Here is a 15,026-nt window from a genome sequence, read left to right as displayed (position 1 = left end):
CAAGATGACTTCATTCCTGCCGGCGTTTACGGCTCCGGCGATCTGCGTTAAACAAGACAGAGTCGATTCGTGGAGACGTGATGCCGCCTGCCCTGGACGCGATTCCGGTTCCCGCCATCACGGGCATCGACCATGTCCTGGTCGGTGTGCGCGACCTCGAAGCGACTGCCCGGCGCTGGGAGCGGCTGGGCTTTCACCTGACGCCGCGCGGGCGGCATATCGGCTGGGGCACGGGCAATTACTGCATCATGTTCGAAGCCGGGTATATCGAACTCCTCGGCATCGTCGATCCCACGAAATTCACCAATAATCTCGAAAGCTTCGTCAAGTCGCGCGAAGGCCTGATGGGCCTTGCCTTCGGTGGCCGCGACGAAACCGAATGCGCGCGGGAACTCCACGCCGCCGGCCTGTCCTTCGACGGACCGAAGGTCCTCAAGCGCGAACTGGAACTGCCGGAAGGCACGGTCTTGCCCGAATTCGGCCTGATCATGCTGCCGCGCGAAGCGACGCCGGCGCTTTCCGCCTTCGTCTGCGTGCACAAGACGCCCGAACTCATCCGCCGCCCCGAATGGCTGCGCCACGCCAACCGCGCCACCGGCATCGTCTCGATGACTGTCGTGGTTGACGATCCGGTGGAGACGGTGTTCGGCTGGCTGCCCGTCTTTGGCCCCGAGCGCATCTCGACCGCCAATCTGATGACCGTGCTCGATACCGGGGGTGGCCATATCCGCTTCACGACGCGCGATGGGCTGGCGCAGCTTTACCCCGGCCTGGTGCCGCTGCCGGACTATCCGGCCCCCTGGGTCGCCGCACTGAAGATCTCGGTCGCCGACAAGGCACGCTGCCGCGACCATCTGCGCTTTCATAACGTGCTGGCCCTCAAGACCGGCAAGGGCTGCCTGGTGCCGCCCGAGGAAGCCAATGGCGTCATCGTCGAATTCGTCCAGGAGTGATTCCGCCGCATGACGACCGCAGAGAGCGACGCGCTCTATAACGATCCGCGCCTTGCCGACTTCTATGACATCGACAATGGCTGGTACGACGACACGCGCGCCTGCCTGAGACTCTCGGAAGGCCTCGTCAGCGTGCTCGATCTCGGCTGCGGCACGGGACTTCTCGCCAGTGCCATCGCGGGGGGCGGCGCGGCGGTCACGGGTGTCGATCCGGCCGCCGCCATGCTGGAAATAGCGCGCCGGCGCGAGGGCGGCGACCGCGTCACCTGGGTCGAAGGCGATGGCCGCTCCGTGCGGCTCGGACGGCAGTTCGATCTCATCGTCATGACCGGCCATGCCTTTCAGTGCCTGCTGACCGATGCGGATCAGCTGGCCTTGCTGAAGACCATCGCCGCCCATCTTTCGCTGCAAGGCCGCTTCATCTTCGACAGCCGCAACCCCAAGGGCCGCGCGTGGTTGGAATGGAATCCGAAGGCATCCCACCGCTTCGTCGAACATCCGAAACACGGCCGCGTCGAATCCTGGAACGACTATGCCTATGACGAGGCATCGGGTGTCGTCACCTACGGGACATATTACCGTCTGGGCAGCGGCGAATTGCTCGCCGCCAAATCAAAGATCCGCTTCAGCCCCAAGGATCATCTGGCGCGGCTCATCGCGCAAGCCGGTCTCACCGTCGACCATTGGTTCGGCGATTGGCAAGACGGCGACTACACGCCGGACGCCAAGGAGATCATCCCGCTCGGCCGATTGCGCTAGCGGCTTTCACGGTTTGGAGAAAACAACCCTTAATTTCGTCATCCCCGGGCTTGACCCGGGGGATCGGGTTCTCCTTGGCCCCACTTTGCAGTTGCAGGCTGATGCCCGGGTCAAGCTCGGGCATGACGGAGTGCGTGAATGGGGCTAATGCCCCTTGATCGCGCGTCGCAGCCGTTTCACCGCCAGCCAGACGGCGCCGAGCACGATCGGGACCGCGATGGCGGCGAGGAACTGGTGGGCATGGCCGTCCTTTGCGGGGAACAGGCCTTCGGCCACGACTTTCAGCAGGCCGATGAGGTAATAGCTGATGGCAAAGACCGACAGGCCCTCGACCGCCTCCTGGATGCGCAGCTGCGTGCGGCTGCGGCTTTCCATATCGCGGAGCAGGGCACTGTTCTGCGCTTGCAGATTCACATCGACGCGCGTGCGCAGCATATCGCTGGCGCGCTCGATGCCGGTTTCCAGCTGATCCAGGCGCCGGAGGAATGCATCGCAAGTGCGCATCGCCGGGGTGAATCGGCGGTCGAGAAAGCTTGAGAGGCGCGAGAGGCCGTTGACGCGCCCCTCGCGTATATCGCTGAGGCGCCGCAGGACCAGTTCGGCGTAGGCGGTGCCGGCACTGAGCCGGTAGCGTGTGGCCGTGCCGAGGCTCGCCGTCTCGGCGGCAAGGCGCGTCAGTTCATCGAGCAATTGCCGGTCGCCATCGTCGCTTTGCGAATCCGGCGCGGCCGTGCGCTCGATCAGCGCCTTCAACCGTGTTTCGAGCCCGGCCAGAATGCCGCCCATGCGCCGCGTGAGGGCGAGGCTGAGAAGCGCCATCAGGCGGTAGGTCTCGATCTCCAGCAGGCGTTGCACCATGCGCCCGGCGCGACCCGGGCTGAGCGTGCGGTTGATCAGCAGCATGCGTCCGAAACCAGCCGGATCCAGGCGAAAATCAGTCCAGATCTCGGCCGCGCCGTCGCCCACGCTTGAAGCCACCGTATCGCCGGAAGGAAACAGGGCGGCGATCATCGCGCCGGTCTGCACCATGCCGGGCCCGGTCCGGAATTCCAGCAGCAAGGCGGCCACCGCCTGGCCCGGGCATTGCGCGGCGAGCTGCCGCGCATCCGGCGGCAGATCGGCCCAGGTGAGCGCATCGGTCCTGATGTCGGCGCGCGGCATGACCAACGTATAGCTGGTGAATTCGGTGTGCAGTTCCCATTTCAGCTGCGTCTCGCCCCGGGGCAGGATGCCATAGCGGCTGCCCGGGTCCGGCGCCGGGGCGCCGTGATGCCGGGCGAGGTCGGCGATGAAGCGGAGATCGGCCTGGCCGGCGGCATCTCCGGGCACCCGCAGGCAGGCCAGATGCAGCACCAGGGCCGGCCCGTCGATGCGCAAGGGCGGCCTTGCATGCACCTCGTCATTGAGCTCGCGGCGCTGGGGATGTTCGGCGAGAATCACGTATTCAACTCCGGTTCGATGGGAATGACCAGGATAACAGGTCTGCGCGGCCGATACGCTTGTCTCGGAGCGCGGCTGACTAGCGCGATTCGGTCTTCCCGATCTCCTGCATGAGGGATGGGCGCCGATCGTGATCTTGAGCGGTTATAGAATCCGGCTTTTCACCCTGATCGGGTTGGATTAAACTTTTATCATGGAAATGAAACGACCCTTCACCTCGATCCTTGCCAAGCTGAAGGAAGCGGGCCTGCGCCCGACCCGGCAGCGCCTCTCGCTTGCCAAGCTTCTGTTCGAGGGCGGCGACCGGCATATCTCGGCCGAAGACCTTCATGCCGAAGCGGTCGCGAACCGCATCCAGGTGTCGCTGGCGACGATCTACAATACCCTGCACCAGTTCACCGCGGCGGGACTCCTCCGGGAAGTCGTGGTGGAGCCGGGCCGTTCCTATTTCGACAACAATATCACCCCGCATCATCATTTCTTCGTCGAGGGCGAGGGCAAATTGATGGACATACCGGCCGCGCAAGTGGCGCTGAGCCAGCTGCCGGAACCACCGGCCGGCATGAAGGTGGCGCGCGTGGATGTTATCGTCCGACTTGCAAATGATAATTAATTCATTATTGTAATCAATCAGTAGAACCATTCCTTAAAATCATTCTAATCTGTTGACAGCCTATTGGCCGAGGCCTAGATTCGCTCGACCGACAAGCTTGTCGCGGGCAATCCCGCCGATCCTGAATCCCCGCCGATTCTGCCGGTCGATTCCAGAAGACGGGACCGCACCAAGGCCACGCAACCCATTTAGCTAGGGAGACGAAAATGGCTGCTCTGAAGGGGTCCAAGACCGAAGGTAATTTGAAGGCCGCCTTTGCCGGCGAAAGCCAAGCTAACCGACGCTATCTCTATTTCGCGCAGAAGGCCGATGTCGAAGGCTATAACGACGTAGCCGCCGTGTTCCGCTCGACCGCGGAAGGCGAAACCGGCCATGCCCATGGCCATCTCGAATTCCTCGAGGAAGTGGGCGACCCGGCGACGGGGCTCCCCATCGGCGCCACCGCGCCGAACCTCAAGGCCTCGATCGCGGGTGAAACGCACGAATATACCGATATGTATCCGGGCATGGCGCGCACCGCGCGCGAAGAAGGCTTCGACGAGATCGCCGACTGGTTCGAGACGCTCGCCAAGGCCGAAAAGTCCCATGCCGGCCGCTTCCAGAAGGCCCTCGACACGCTGGGCTGACCCGCGCCATCGGACGATCGAAGATCGGCCGCCGGCTTCGGATCCCGAACCGGCGGCCATCTTCTGCTCCTGCAACCGAACGCGAGGGAAGGGTCCATGCGCGAAGGCAGCCTGGAGGCACCGGTTCGCCATAAGATCGATTGGCAGAACCCCGATTTCTACGATGTGGAGAAGATCGATGCGGAGATGCATCGCGTCTTCGACATCTGCCATGGGTGCCGCCGTTGTTTCAATCTATGCGATTCCTTCCCCCGTCTTTTCGACCTAGTCGATGCCAGCCCGGATGAAGTGGCCGGCGTAAAGACCGAAGACTACAAGCAGGTTGTCGACGCCTGCACGCTCTGCGATCTCTGCTTCATGACCAAATGTCCCTATGTGCCGCCCCATGAATGGGCGCTCGATTTCCCGCACCTGATGCTGCGCTACCGCGCCGCGGAACTTAAGCGGGGCAAGAACGACAGGATCTATGCACAGCTGACCGAGACCGACCGCAACGGCAAGGCCGCCGGCATGATGGCACCCATCGCCAACGCCGTCGCGGGGAACAGTGCCGCGCGCCAGGTGATGCAGGCGGTGGCCGGCATCGACGCCCGCGCCCATCTCCCAAAATTCCACGGCCGCACGCTGGTCCTGCGTGCCATGGAGGAGAAGCCGGAGGTCAACAGGGAAGCCCCGGCCTTCGGCCGCAAGGCCGTCATCTATGCGACCTGCTTCTCCAATTACAACAATCCCGATATCGGCATGGCGGCCTTGAAGGTGCTGGCCAAGAACGGGGTCGCGGCGGAAGTCGTCTACCCACGCTGCTGCGGCATGCCGCAGCTGGAGCAAGGCAATGTCGCCCGCGTCGCCGAACATGCGCATTCCGTTGCCGATGCGCTGCTGCCTTATATCGAGCAAGGCTATGACGTGGTGGCGCTGGTGCCATCTTGCGCGCTCATGCTGAAGTTCGAATGGCCGCTGATCCTGCCCGATGAGGAAAAGATCAAGCGCCTGTCGAACGCCACCTTTGACGTTGCCGAATATGTGGTCGACATCGCCAAGCGCGACGGTCTGGCGCCGGGGCTGCAGCCGCTCGACGGTGGTGTGGCGCTTCATATCGCCTGCCACGCGCGGGCGCAGAATATGGGCCAGAAGGCCGCCGAGTTGCTGAAGCTCATTCCAGAAGCGGACTTGGCCGTGATCGAGCGTTGCTCGGGCCATGGCGGCGCCTGGGGCGTGTTGAAGGAGAATTTCGACATTGCCCTCAAGATCGGCAAGCCGGTGGCCAGGCAAGCGATGAATGCGGGCAAGCGCCAGGTCGCCTCGGAATGCCCGCTGGCCGGTGCCCATATCCTGCAAGGGATCGGCGTGCTGAAGCCCGGCGAACAACCGGATGAACAAGCCCCACACCCGATCGAACTCTTCGCCCGGGCCTATGGGTTGATGTAGAAGGTTTCAGTTTCTCATTGTCATGGCCCGCTTCAGGCGGGCCATCCACGAGTTCCTTTGCGGTCGAAGAAAGCAACTCGTGGATGCCCCGGCCAAGCCGGGGCATGACAGAAAAATACACGCAAGGACCATCATGATCACAGTCCGCAAAAAAGAAATCACCAAGGCCGACATCCTGGCTCCGCAGGTTTACGCAGCGCAGCGCGCGGAGAAGCGCAAGGCCGTGGTGGCGATGAAGAAGAAGCGCCGCGTCGAGGTGGGGCCGGTGGCGACCTTCTATTTCGAGAATTTCGACACCATGCTGCAGCAGGTGCAGGAGATGCTGCATATCGAAAAGGGCGGCGACGAACAGCTGGCCGACGAACTCAGGGCCTACAACCCGCTCATCCCCAAGGGGTGCGAGCTGGTGGCGACCGTCATGTTCGAAATCGACGATCCCGTCCGCCGCGCCAATTTCCTCGGCCGCCTCGGCGGTGTCGAACATACCGCCTTCCTGAAGTTCAATGGCGAGACCGTGAAGGGTGTGCCCGAAGAGGATCAGGACCGCACCAACGAGCAAGGGAAGGCGTCATCGGTGCAGTTCATCCATTTCCCAATGACCGATGCCCAGGCCAGCGCCTTCAAGCAGGCCGGCCAGCAGGTTATCCTCGGCTTTGAACACCAGGCATACGCGCATATGGCCGTGATCGGCGAAGAAACCCGCGCGGCGCTGGCGGGGGATCTGGATTGAGCGGCAGTGGCAAGAACGCGGCGGCTATTCTGGAAAAGATGGAACCGCTGAAAAATCCTGCACCGGGAGGGCATCATAACGCCCCTTTACCAGATCGTCGTCGGTGGCTTCCCCTGGGATCAGCTTCTTGTCGACAAATAAGCAGCCGTAGAAATCGTTAGGTGCAACGTGCTCGCAGTAGTTGGCAGCGTTGTCGAGCGCTGGTTCCAGTATGCGGCGGATATGTTCGCGGGTCATCTCCGCGCCATTGCCCATGCGCACGGTTCGAATTTCATCGTCAGAGTATCCAAAGGTGTTCTGGCGAATTCCTCTGATGATTTCCAGGGGCCCGCGTGACGGATCCTTGCTGGTGATTGCCCAGACAAGCGGCCCCAGCGGGCAATAGTTTTCTGCAAGGGTTGCCAGATCGACGGCATCGCGGGCGGCCGTGCTTCGGCGAGAGGCACACAGCACCTTGTTGACGGCGTTGTCGCTTTGGTGCAGCGCAAAGCCGAATACTTTGTGTTCGACCGCCGCGAAGAATCGCCGGCAAGTTTCCGGATCGCTCATCCACTGAACGCGCGTCTCGAACCCGTATTGCCTGACTATTGCCTCGACTGTGTGATTGTCAGCATGGAGCATCTCGACAGAGAATCCTCCGGCGCGGAGTGCGTCCAATTCTCTGTGCACGCCGGATGGCAGCGCATCGGCCAGATCATGAAAGATGTCCATGTCGTCTGAAAGGCGGAACGCGTCAAAGTTCAGCGCGGCGCCCCCGCCCACATAATCCCGCGGTGTCCGGAACTCCTGCAGGACTCCGATGACCATGCTCTGAATATGAGTAAGCGACATTATTTGGCCAGTCGGCTGATCTGGCGTCCGAGCCTATAAGCCTCGGCATTGCCCCGATGCATCAAGGCAGCGGCAACGATCGCGCCATCCGCAAATTCCGCCTTGGCGGGATCAACATTGATATTGTCGAGGCACATCGCGTGAAACCGCTGATATGCACTGGCGATCAGCTTGCGAAGCTGCACCAGAGACTCTGATGGGGAGCCCTCCCGCAGCTGAGCGGCATAGGCTCTGATCAAGTCAACCTGGTCAGCGGGCACTAGAACCTCAACCCGCCTTAACCCAGCTATTTTGCGCAGCTGCCGGGACTTGGCTACCCGCACACTTGGAATAGATTCAGGTCTCATCTTTTGCCTACCTTATTACCGGTAACATAATTCGCATTCATTCTGGTAACAAGGCATTAAATGTAACCGGTCATATATCACAAAAATTGCCGGTTACATTATTTTTCAATATGTTAGATTGGTCTTTCGGTGCCAAGCTTCTGAAGGTCAATTTTACCTCACCCAGCACTCAGCTCCAGCCAGGTTTCCTCAGCCTCGGCCAGGCGGCGCTTCACTTCGGCATGCTTGGTCTGCCAGGTGGAAAGCTCCGCCGTGCCGCCATTGTTGTAGAGCGACGGGTCGGAGAGCTTGTTCTCGATGAGGTCGAGGGCCTGGGTCAGCTTGTTGACCGCGAGTTCGGCATTGCCGAGCGCCTTTTTCCTTTCCGGCGAGATTGCGGCCTTCTTCTGCGGCGCGGCGGGCTTGGGTGCCGCCTTCTGCGCCGGCGCCGAAGCGTGCGCGGCGGCGGCTTTCGGCGCAGACGCCTTTTCCGGCAGGGCGCCGCGCTTCTCGCTGCGATTCTTTTCGCGCCGTTCGCTGACGATCTGGCGGCGGTAATCCTCCATATCGCCATCGAACGTCTTCACCGCCCCATCCTTCACCAGCCACAGCCGGTCGGCGGTGAGCTCGATCAGGTTGGGGTCGTGGCTGATGATGATGACGGCGCCTTCGAACTCGTTGATCGCCTCGACCAGGGCCTGGCGGCTGTCGATGTCGAGATGGTTCGATGGTTCATCGAGCAGCAGGATGTTGGGCGCCTGCCGGCTCATCAGCGCCAGCAGCAGGCGCGCCTTCTCGCCGCCTGAAAGCTGCGCCACCTTGGTGTTGGCCTGGTCCTGGCCCAGGCCGAAACGCCCCAGATGCGCGCGGCGTTTGTCGGGCAGCAGATCCGGGGCGGCGCGCGCCATCACTTCGATCGGCGTCGCCTCGAGATCGAGCTCGTCGGTCTGGTGCTGCGCGAAATAGCCGACACGCAGCTTCGATGATTTGCGCATGTCGCCGGACATGGGGGCGAGGCGCCCGGCCAGCAGCTTGATGAAGGTCGACTTGCCGTTGCCGTTCGATCCCAGCAGCGCGATGCGGTCATCGGGATCGAGGCGCAGGTCGAGATTCTTGAGGATCGGCTTCCCCGGCTCATAGCCCACCGACACATGATCGATGGTGATGAGGGGTGGGGCCAAGGCTTCCGGCTGCGGGAAGGAGATGTTGATGCCCTTCTCGTCCGCGACCAAGGCGATGGGTTGCAGCTTGGCGATCATTTTGAGACGCGACTGAGCCTGGCGCGCTTTCGACGCCTTGTAGCGGAAGCGGTCGACGAAGGCCATCATGTGCTTCCTTTGCGCATCGACCTTGGCGGCCATCGCCATGTCCTGCTCCATGCGCAGGCGCCGCATGTTCTCGAAATCGTCATAGCCGCCGGCGTACGAAATCATACCGCCGCGCGAGAGATGGATGGTGCGGTTGACCACCTTGTTGAGGAGGTCGCGGTCATGGCTCACCAGCAGGATGGTGCCGGGATAATTCTTGAGATAGCTCTCCAGCCACAAGGTTGCTTCGAGATCGAGATGGTTGGTGGGTTCGTCGAGCAGCATCAGGTCGGGCGCCGAGAAGAGCTGTGCGGCGAGCGCCACGCGCATCTGCCAGCCGCCGGAGAAGTCGCTCAAGGGACGCTGCTGGGCGGCGCCGTCGAAACCGAGGCCGGCCAGGATTTCAGCCGCCCGGCTTTCCGCGCTATGCGCCTGGATGTCGGCGAGGCGCGCATGGATTTCGGCGATGCGGTTGGCATCGGTCGCATGCTCGGCCTCGGCCAGCAGCGCGGTGCGCTCGGTGTCGGCGCTGAGCACGCAATTGAGCAGGCTGCGGCTCTGATCCTTCATTTCCTGCTCGAGCCGGCCGATACGCCACATCTTGGGGACATCGATGGTGCCGGAATCGGCATGCAGATCGCCGGAGATGAGCTTCAGCAAGGTCGACTTGCCGGCACCGTTGCGCCCGACCAGCCCGGCATGGTGGCCGGCCGAGACGGAGACGCTGGCATTGGCCAGGATCTCGCGGCCGGCAATACGATAGGTCAGATTCGAAATCGTTAACATATTGTTCTAACTACTTTTCTGTACATCTCCGGCGACGCGCCGCGGTGGCGGCTGCGCTCGAACCGGCGCTCGGTTGTGCAGTGCGGCTGAGTTGTATATAAGCCAGCCCGAATTCCGCCAAGGGGCGCGCGCAATTTTGCGGAGCCCCCGCAACATCAGACATGAGGACAATCATGGCCATCGAACGTACTTTCTCGATCATCAAGCCGGACGCCACCCGCCGCAACCTGACCGGCAAGATCAACGCCAAGTTCGAGGAAGCGGGTCTCAAGATCGTCGCCCAGCGCCGCATCCAGATGTCGGAGGCCCAGGCCAGGAAGTTCTACGAAGTGCACGCCGCGCGTCCCTTCTACAACGATCTGGTCAAGTTCATGACCTCGGGTCCGGTTGTCGTCCAGGTGCTGGAAGGCGAAGGTGCCGTCCTCAAGAACCGCGACATCATGGGCGCCACCAACCCGGCCAACGCCGCCGCCGGCACCATCCGCAAGGAATTTGCCGAATCGATCGAAGCCAATTCGGTCCACGGTTCGGACAGCCCGGAGAATGCCGCGATCGAGATCGCCTACTTTTTCGCCGGTTCCGACATCGTCGGCTAAGTCCTGCGACAAGGTCGTCATGCCCGGATCAAGCCCGGGGATGGCGGCGTAGAATAAACAAAGACGGCGCCGCTGGGGCATCCAGCGGCGCCGTTTTTCGTTGTCTCGCGCGGATGGCTACTTCCTGCTGACCGCGATCACGACGGCGACGAAGCCGCCGAGGATGGCCAGGACGGAGAAGATGCCAAGGCCCAGCGACGGGCCGTTGACGACATGGAGCGTCGTCACCAGCGCCAGCAACAGCGCATAGATCGTGCCCCAGAAGAGCAGGCGGCCGATGCCGTTCCAGGTCTGCTGGCGGTTGGCGAGAAGCTGGTCGTTGAGCGATCCGGACGGACTGGCCATGGTAAATCTCCGAAAATGAAGCGGTTGGACCCTGTCCCTTTTTACCGAATCGCCACGCTCAGGGCAATCGGAGGAAGGAACCGCCACTCACTCCGACATGGGCGGAATGATGCGCATGGGCTCGGTATCCATCGGTTGCGGCTTGGTGGGGTCGGCCGGCCTTGGTGCGGTGATTTCGGGGACGGTGAGGGTTGGGGCCGCGACCGCGGGCACGTCCGGCTGCGGTATGTCCGGCATCTGCGGGATATCGACCGTGCCGGGCGGCACCGGCTTGACGATGGGATCTGGCACCGGCTGGCCGGCTTCGGGGATCAGGAACTGCTCCGGGCAGCGCTGGCGCAGGGTCATGCCGCTTTCCTGCCACAGCCCGTCCTTCCCCAGTGTCCGCATCGTGCCGAGCTGGCCCAGCTTGACGCGCACTTCGGCGAGGACCGGCTGGTTACGCTTCTTGGAACGGCCGCAGACCAGTTGCAGCGACTTGGCGGCGTCGTCGCCGAATTGCTGGGTGAAGGCACTGATGAGGGAATCGCGCGTGACGCGCGTGCCGATGGCGCTGGCGATGGCAAGGTTGAACAAAGTGTGCTGCATGTCCCGGGCGCGATCGACGGCACGCTGGAAATAATGCTCTGGCGACAGCATCGAACAGGCGCCGTAACGCGACCAGAAACGCCGCTCGGCGCAAATGGCGACGCCGGGCATGACCTCGCCAAGCGCGCGCGACAATTCCGCGCTGAGCTCGACCGGCGGCAGTGTGCAGGATTGGGTCGCCAGCGTCTCCACCTCGCCCGCCATCAGCGGCGTCGAGAAGGCGCCGGCCATCGGATCGCAGTCGCGCAAGGGCACCGAATTGGAACGCGGGTCCGGGCGCAGGCCGATGAGCGTCAGGTTGCGCGCGGCCGGATCCTTCAAGCTCAGCCCCGCGCAAAGCGGCAACTCCGGCTTCACCAGGCACTGACCCGGCAGGAAGCCCATGACCAGCGTGTAATGATCCATCGCCTGGGCGAGCGCCGCGCGCGGCGGCATGCAGGCCAGAAGCAGCGGCAGCAGGGCTAGCAGGTGCCGGCCCCGGTGCATCAGGCACCCAGCGGGTTGAACAGGATGCCGCCGGCGAAGGCGGCATCGCGGACGATGGCACGCTCGCCCTCGACCGTCACCTTCCCTTCCGCGATGAGCCGCAGGGCCAGCGGGAACAGGCGGTGCTCGGCGGCGAGCACACGCAAGCCCAGACTGTTCTCGTCATCCTCGGGCCGCACCGGGACCACAGCCTGGGCGACGATCGGGCCGGTATCCATTTCCGGCCGCACGAAATGGACCGTGCAGCCGTGGAAGCGCACGCCGGCCTCAAGCGCCCTGGCATGGGTATGGAGGCCCTTGAAGGCGGGCAGCAAGGCCGGGTGGATGTTGACGAGCCGGTCATGCCAGCCGGCGATGAAACCGTCGGTCAGCAGGCGCAGGAAGCCCGCCAGCACCACCAGCTCGGCACCCGCGGCGCGGATTTCCCGGTCCATCGCCGCATCGAAGCTGGCGCGGTCGGGAAAGGCCTTGTGATCGACGGTCTTCGTGGCGATGCCGGCGCGGCCGGCGCGCGTCAGGCCGAACGCTTCGGGCCGGTTCGAAAGTACCAGCACGATCTCGATCGGGCTGCTGGCGGCAGCCGGCCCGAACTGGTCGATGAGGGCCTGCAGGTTGCTGCCGCGCCCGGAAATGAGGATGGCGACTTTGAGCCTGTGGGCCGCCATTACCATTGTCCGGTGTTGCGGACCTCGCAGCCGGCGGCGCCGGGGGCCCGCGCCACGATGCGGCCGATCTCGCTCACCATTTCGCCGGCATCGCGCAGGGTCTTGGCGATATGGGCGGCATCGTCGCGCGCCACCACCAGGATCATGCCGATGCCGCAATTGAAGGTGCGCGCCATTTCCTGCGGGTCCGTGCCGGCGATCTTGCGCATCCAGCCGAAGACCGGGGGCAGGGTCCAGGCCGCCGCATCGATGGTGCAGGCCAGTTCCCTGGGGAGAACGCGCGGAATGTTTTCGAGGAGGCCGCCGCCGGTGATATGCGCCAGCGCCTTCACCCCGCCCAGCTTCGAGCTCTCGGCGCGGATGGCGGCGAGGCAGGAACGGACATAGATCTTGGTGGGGGTAAGGAGCGCATTGCCAAGCCGCTCGCCCTTGGCGAAGGGCGCTTCGGCATCGTAGGAAAGGCCGCTCACCTCGACGATCTTGCGGACCAGCGAATAGCCATTGGAATGGACGCCCGAGGAGCCCAGGCCCAGCACGATATCGCCTTCGGCCACATTGGCGCCGGTGATGGCGGCGTCGCGCTCGACGGCACCCACGGCGAAGCCGGCGAGATCGTAATCGCCCTTGGCATACATGCCGGGCATTTCCGCCGTCTCGCCGCCGATGAGGGCGCAGCCGGCCTGCTTGCAGCCGTCGGCGATGCCGCCGACGATCTTCTTGCCCGTTTCGACGTCCAGTTTGCCGGTGGCGAAATAATCGAGGAAGAAGAGCGGCTCGGCCCCTTGCACGACCAGGTCGTTGACGCACATGGCGACGAGATCGATGCCGATCGTGTCATGGCAGCCGGCGTCGATGGCGATCTTCAGCTTGGTGCCGACGCCGTCGGTGGTGGCGACCAGGATGGGATCGCGGAAACCGGCCCGCTTGGGGTCGAAAAAGGCGCCGAATCCGCCCAATCCCGCTTCCGTGCCGGCGCGTGCCGTGGCCTTGGCCAGGGGTTTGATCGCTTCGACCAGGGCATTGCCGGCATCGATATCGACCCCGGCATCGCGGTAAGTGATGCCATTGCCCATGGTATTCGTTAAGTCCTTGCGATTGCTGGTGCCGGCGGGGCCGAAGCCGATACGGCTTCTGGCTTCCTTGGGCACAGATTTGCTATAAGCTCGGTCGGACAATACGCATTTCAGGGTGGTTTGCAATGGCCCCAGCGGGCTTCTCGATTCGCAATTTTTCGGTCCTCCTGGGTTTGCTCGCGGGACTTTTCGTGGCGTCCCCCGCCCTGGCGCAGAATGTTTATGTGGCCAGCGGCGTGCCGGTCGATGTGACCGGCGATGCCGCCACCCTGCGCGACCAGGCGGTGCTGATGGCCCAGCGCGAGGCGCTGAAGAAGATACTGGCCGAAATCGCCCCGGCCGACCAGGTGGCGGGACTGCAGCTGCCATCCGATGACGAGATCGGCACCTGGGTCTCCGATGTCGAGATCGAGGAAGAAAAGATGGCCGCCACCCATTATGTCGGCCGCTACACGATCCGCTTCGCCTCCGCCCCGATTCAGGAGTTCCTGAGCGGTCAGGGCGTGGCATTCGCCGAAACGCGCGCCAAGCAGATGCTGCTCATTCCGATCTATACGGACGAGACCGGAACCACGGGCCTGTGGGGGCCGAGCAATCAATGGCTGGCCGCTTGGGCGAGCCGCCCGCCCGGCAACGCGCTGGTGCCCATAATCGTGCCGCGCGGCGATCTCGACGATCAGAACACACTCTCGGCCACCGAGGCTCTGGGCGGCAACGAGCCAAAGCTCGAATTCATGGGCGAGCGCTATCAGGCCGGCGATGTCGTCGTGGCGGAAGCGCAGATGAGTGCTGCCACCGCCGACGGGCAGCGCAACCTGACGCTCGACGTGACACGCTACGGTGTCGAGGGGCCGGAAAAATTCCAGGATATGCTGAGCGGCCCGGCCGCCGATCCCGATGGGCTGATGTCGCAAGGTGTTGCGACCGTCCAGCTGATGCTGGAAGGCGCCTGGAAGAATGCCAATCTGGTCGATCCCAACCAGCGGTCGCAGCTTTCGGTCCATGTGCCGCTGGCCGGCATCGAGCAATGGGTGGCGATCAAGCGGCGCTTAGGATCGGTCAGCCTCATCAAGGGCGTCAACCTCAAGGAGCTGGCCAAGAGCGGCGCGGATCTGGAAATCTCCTATGCCGGCGACGAAGCGCAATTCATCCGCGCGCTGAGCCAAGCCGACCTGCTGCTGGTGCCGAGCGGCGAAGGCATGGCGACCCTGACGCTGGGTACCAGCAGCACCGCGACGCCGACGCCGTAAAATCTTTCGGCTGCTCCCGCCGAGCCCCTCTCCCCTCGCGGGAGAGGGGTTGGGGTGAGGGGGTGGCAGGTGCGAGACTGAATGAGAGACCCCCTCACCCTACCCTCTCCCGCGAGGCTACGAGATTCACACATTTCGGAGGTTCCAGCCATGCTTGATTGCATGGAACTGATTGAGACCTCTGAGCATGACGATGGGGCCTGGCTTTCCGTAGTATCCGGTCC

General features: G+C 63.3%; 16 protein-coding genes. 8 read left to right on the top strand and 8 right to left on the bottom strand.

What is annotated here, in order from left to right:
* Positions 1 to 80: 80 nt before the first annotated feature.
* Complete coding sequence (locus tag ACE3TY_RS20070) at positions 81 to 953, top strand: VOC family protein (protein ID WP_374656335.1); 873 nt, start codon at positions 81 to 83, stop codon at positions 951 to 953.
* A gap of 9 nt (positions 954 to 962) precedes the next feature.
* The gene (locus ACE3TY_RS20065) at positions 963 to 1,712 is read left to right on the top strand and encodes a trans-aconitate 2-methyltransferase (RefSeq protein WP_374656333.1); all 750 of its coding nucleotides are present in this window, start codon (positions 963 to 965) and stop codon (positions 1,710 to 1,712) included.
* Between the two features lie 144 nt (positions 1,713 to 1,856).
* On the opposite strand, the gene ACE3TY_RS20060 is transcribed toward ACE3TY_RS20065, so the two are convergent.
* The gene (locus ACE3TY_RS20060) at positions 1,857 to 3,152 is read right to left on the bottom strand and encodes a DUF3422 family protein (protein WP_374656331.1); all 1,296 of its coding nucleotides are present in this window, start codon (positions 3,150 to 3,152) and stop codon (positions 1,857 to 1,859) included.
* A gap of 193 nt (positions 3,153 to 3,345) precedes the next feature.
* On the opposite strand from ACE3TY_RS20060, the gene irrA reads away from it, so the two are divergent.
* The 4 genes from irrA to ACE3TY_RS20040 all read left to right on the top strand — a co-directional run bounded on the left by irrA (position 3,346) and on the right by ACE3TY_RS20040 (position 6,549).
* The gene (gene irrA, locus ACE3TY_RS20055) at positions 3,346 to 3,765 is read left to right on the top strand and encodes an iron response transcriptional regulator IrrA (protein ID WP_374656329.1); all 420 of its coding nucleotides are present in this window, start codon (positions 3,346 to 3,348) and stop codon (positions 3,763 to 3,765) included.
* Between the two features lie 206 nt (positions 3,766 to 3,971).
* Positions 3,972 to 4,391, top strand: a complete 420-nt coding sequence (locus ACE3TY_RS20050; protein ID WP_374656327.1) for a rubrerythrin family protein — start codon at positions 3,972 to 3,974, stop codon at positions 4,389 to 4,391.
* Between the two features lie 96 nt (positions 4,392 to 4,487).
* Positions 4,488 to 5,819: a heterodisulfide reductase-related iron-sulfur binding cluster gene (locus ACE3TY_RS20045; RefSeq protein ID WP_374656325.1), complete on the top strand. Its 1,332-nt coding sequence runs from the start codon at positions 4,488 to 4,490 to the stop codon at positions 5,817 to 5,819.
* 133 nt (positions 5,820 to 5,952) lie between these two features.
* Entirely contained in the window at positions 5,953 to 6,549 is a 597-nt protein-coding gene (locus ACE3TY_RS20040) for a DUF3501 family protein (RefSeq protein ID WP_374656323.1), read from the top strand.
* A 24-nt stretch (positions 6,550 to 6,573) separates the two neighbouring features.
* On the opposite strand, the gene ACE3TY_RS20035 is transcribed toward ACE3TY_RS20040, so the two are convergent.
* The 3 genes from ACE3TY_RS20035 to ACE3TY_RS20025 all read right to left on the bottom strand — a co-directional run bounded on the left by ACE3TY_RS20035 (position 6,574) and on the right by ACE3TY_RS20025 (position 9,799).
* Positions 6,574 to 7,380, bottom strand: coding sequence for a hypothetical protein (locus ACE3TY_RS20035; RefSeq protein ID WP_374656321.1), 807 nt, complete (start codon positions 7,378 to 7,380; stop codon positions 6,574 to 6,576).
* Positions 7,380 to 7,619 carry a hypothetical protein gene (locus ACE3TY_RS20030; protein ID WP_374656319.1) on the bottom strand — a complete coding sequence of 80 codons (240 nt, stop codon included), beginning with the start codon at positions 7,617 to 7,619 and terminating at the stop codon, positions 7,380 to 7,382. The genes ACE3TY_RS20035 and ACE3TY_RS20030 overlap by 1 nt, the downstream gene beginning before the upstream one ends.
* 266 nt (positions 7,620 to 7,885) lie before the next feature.
* Entirely contained in the window at positions 7,886 to 9,799 is a 1,914-nt protein-coding gene (locus tag ACE3TY_RS20025; RefSeq protein ID WP_374656317.1) for an ABC-F family ATP-binding cassette domain-containing protein, read from the bottom strand.
* Between the two features lie 173 nt (positions 9,800 to 9,972).
* Between ACE3TY_RS20025 and ndk the strand changes: the two genes are divergently transcribed.
* On the top strand, positions 9,973 to 10,395 hold the full coding sequence (gene ndk / locus ACE3TY_RS20020; RefSeq protein ID WP_374656315.1) for a nucleoside-diphosphate kinase: 423 nt from the start codon (positions 9,973 to 9,975) through the stop codon (positions 10,393 to 10,395).
* A gap of 117 nt (positions 10,396 to 10,512) precedes the next feature.
* On the opposite strand, the gene ACE3TY_RS20015 is transcribed toward ndk, so the two are convergent.
* The 4 genes from ACE3TY_RS20015 to purM form a co-directional block, all read right to left on the bottom strand.
* Complete coding sequence (locus ACE3TY_RS20015) at positions 10,513 to 10,740, bottom strand: hypothetical protein (RefSeq protein ID WP_374656313.1); 228 nt, start codon at positions 10,738 to 10,740, stop codon at positions 10,513 to 10,515.
* A gap of 87 nt (positions 10,741 to 10,827) precedes the next feature.
* Positions 10,828 to 11,814, bottom strand: a complete 987-nt coding sequence (locus tag ACE3TY_RS20010) for a hypothetical protein (protein WP_374656311.1) — start codon at positions 11,812 to 11,814, stop codon at positions 10,828 to 10,830.
* Positions 11,814 to 12,479: a phosphoribosylglycinamide formyltransferase gene (purN, locus tag ACE3TY_RS20005; protein WP_374656309.1), complete on the bottom strand. Its 666-nt coding sequence runs from the start codon at positions 12,477 to 12,479 to the stop codon at positions 11,814 to 11,816. The genes ACE3TY_RS20010 and purN overlap by 1 nt, the downstream gene beginning before the upstream one ends.
* Positions 12,479 to 13,552, bottom strand: coding sequence for a phosphoribosylformylglycinamidine cyclo-ligase (purM, locus tag ACE3TY_RS20000; protein ID WP_374656378.1), 1,074 nt, complete (start codon positions 13,550 to 13,552; stop codon positions 12,479 to 12,481). Before purM ends, purN begins: the two co-directional genes overlap by 1 nt.
* Positions 13,553 to 13,743: 191 nt before the next feature.
* Between purM and ACE3TY_RS19995 the strand changes: the two genes are divergently transcribed.
* A complete protein-coding gene (locus ACE3TY_RS19995; RefSeq protein WP_374656307.1) occupies positions 13,744 to 14,802 on the top strand; it encodes a DUF2066 domain-containing protein in 1,059 nt (352 codons plus the stop codon).
* Positions 14,803 to 15,026: the final 224 nt, after the last annotated feature.

Source organism: Dongia sp., from assembly GCF_041918875.1.
Taxonomy (GTDB): domain Bacteria; phylum Pseudomonadota; class Alphaproteobacteria; order Dongiales; family Dongiaceae; genus Dongia.
This window is presented reverse-complemented; position numbering and strand designations above follow the sequence as displayed.

What these genes read in the sequence shown, in the direction of transcription:
- ACE3TY_RS20050 (WP_374656327.1), top strand. Translation starts at nt 3,972, where the DNA reads ATGGCTGCTCTGAAGGGGTCCAAGACCGAAGGTAATTTGAAGGCCGCC.
- ACE3TY_RS20065 (WP_374656333.1), top strand. Translation starts at nt 963, where the DNA reads ATGACGACCGCAGAGAGCGACGCGCTCTATAACGATCCGCGCCTTGCC.
- ACE3TY_RS20070 (WP_374656335.1), top strand. Translation starts at nt 81, where the DNA reads ATGCCGCCTGCCCTGGACGCGATTCCGGTTCCCGCCATCACGGGCATC.
- ACE3TY_RS20010 (WP_374656311.1), bottom strand. Translation starts at nt 11,814, where the DNA reads ATGCACCGGGGCCGGCACCTGCTAGCCCTGCTGCCGCTGCTTCTGGCC.
- ACE3TY_RS20040 (WP_374656323.1), top strand. Translation starts at nt 5,953, where the DNA reads ATGATCACAGTCCGCAAAAAAGAAATCACCAAGGCCGACATCCTGGCT.
- irrA (WP_374656329.1), top strand. Translation starts at nt 3,346, where the DNA reads ATGGAAATGAAACGACCCTTCACCTCGATCCTTGCCAAGCTGAAGGAA.
- ACE3TY_RS20015 (WP_374656313.1), bottom strand. Translation starts at nt 10,740, where the DNA reads ATGGCCAGTCCGTCCGGATCGCTCAACGACCAGCTTCTCGCCAACCGC.
- ndk (WP_374656315.1), top strand. Translation starts at nt 9,973, where the DNA reads ATGGCCATCGAACGTACTTTCTCGATCATCAAGCCGGACGCCACCCGC.
- ACE3TY_RS20035 (WP_374656321.1), bottom strand. Translation starts at nt 7,380, where the DNA reads ATGTCGCTTACTCATATTCAGAGCATGGTCATCGGAGTCCTGCAGGAG.
- purN (WP_374656309.1), bottom strand. Translation starts at nt 12,479, where the DNA reads ATGGCGGCCCACAGGCTCAAAGTCGCCATCCTCATTTCCGGGCGCGGC.
- ACE3TY_RS20025 (WP_374656317.1), bottom strand. Translation starts at nt 9,799, where the DNA reads ATGTTAACGATTTCGAATCTGACCTATCGTATTGCCGGCCGCGAGATC.
- ACE3TY_RS20045 (WP_374656325.1), top strand. Translation starts at nt 4,488, where the DNA reads ATGCGCGAAGGCAGCCTGGAGGCACCGGTTCGCCATAAGATCGATTGG.
- purM (WP_374656378.1), bottom strand. Translation starts at nt 13,552, where the DNA reads ATGGGCAATGGCATCACTTACCGCGATGCCGGGGTCGATATCGATGCC.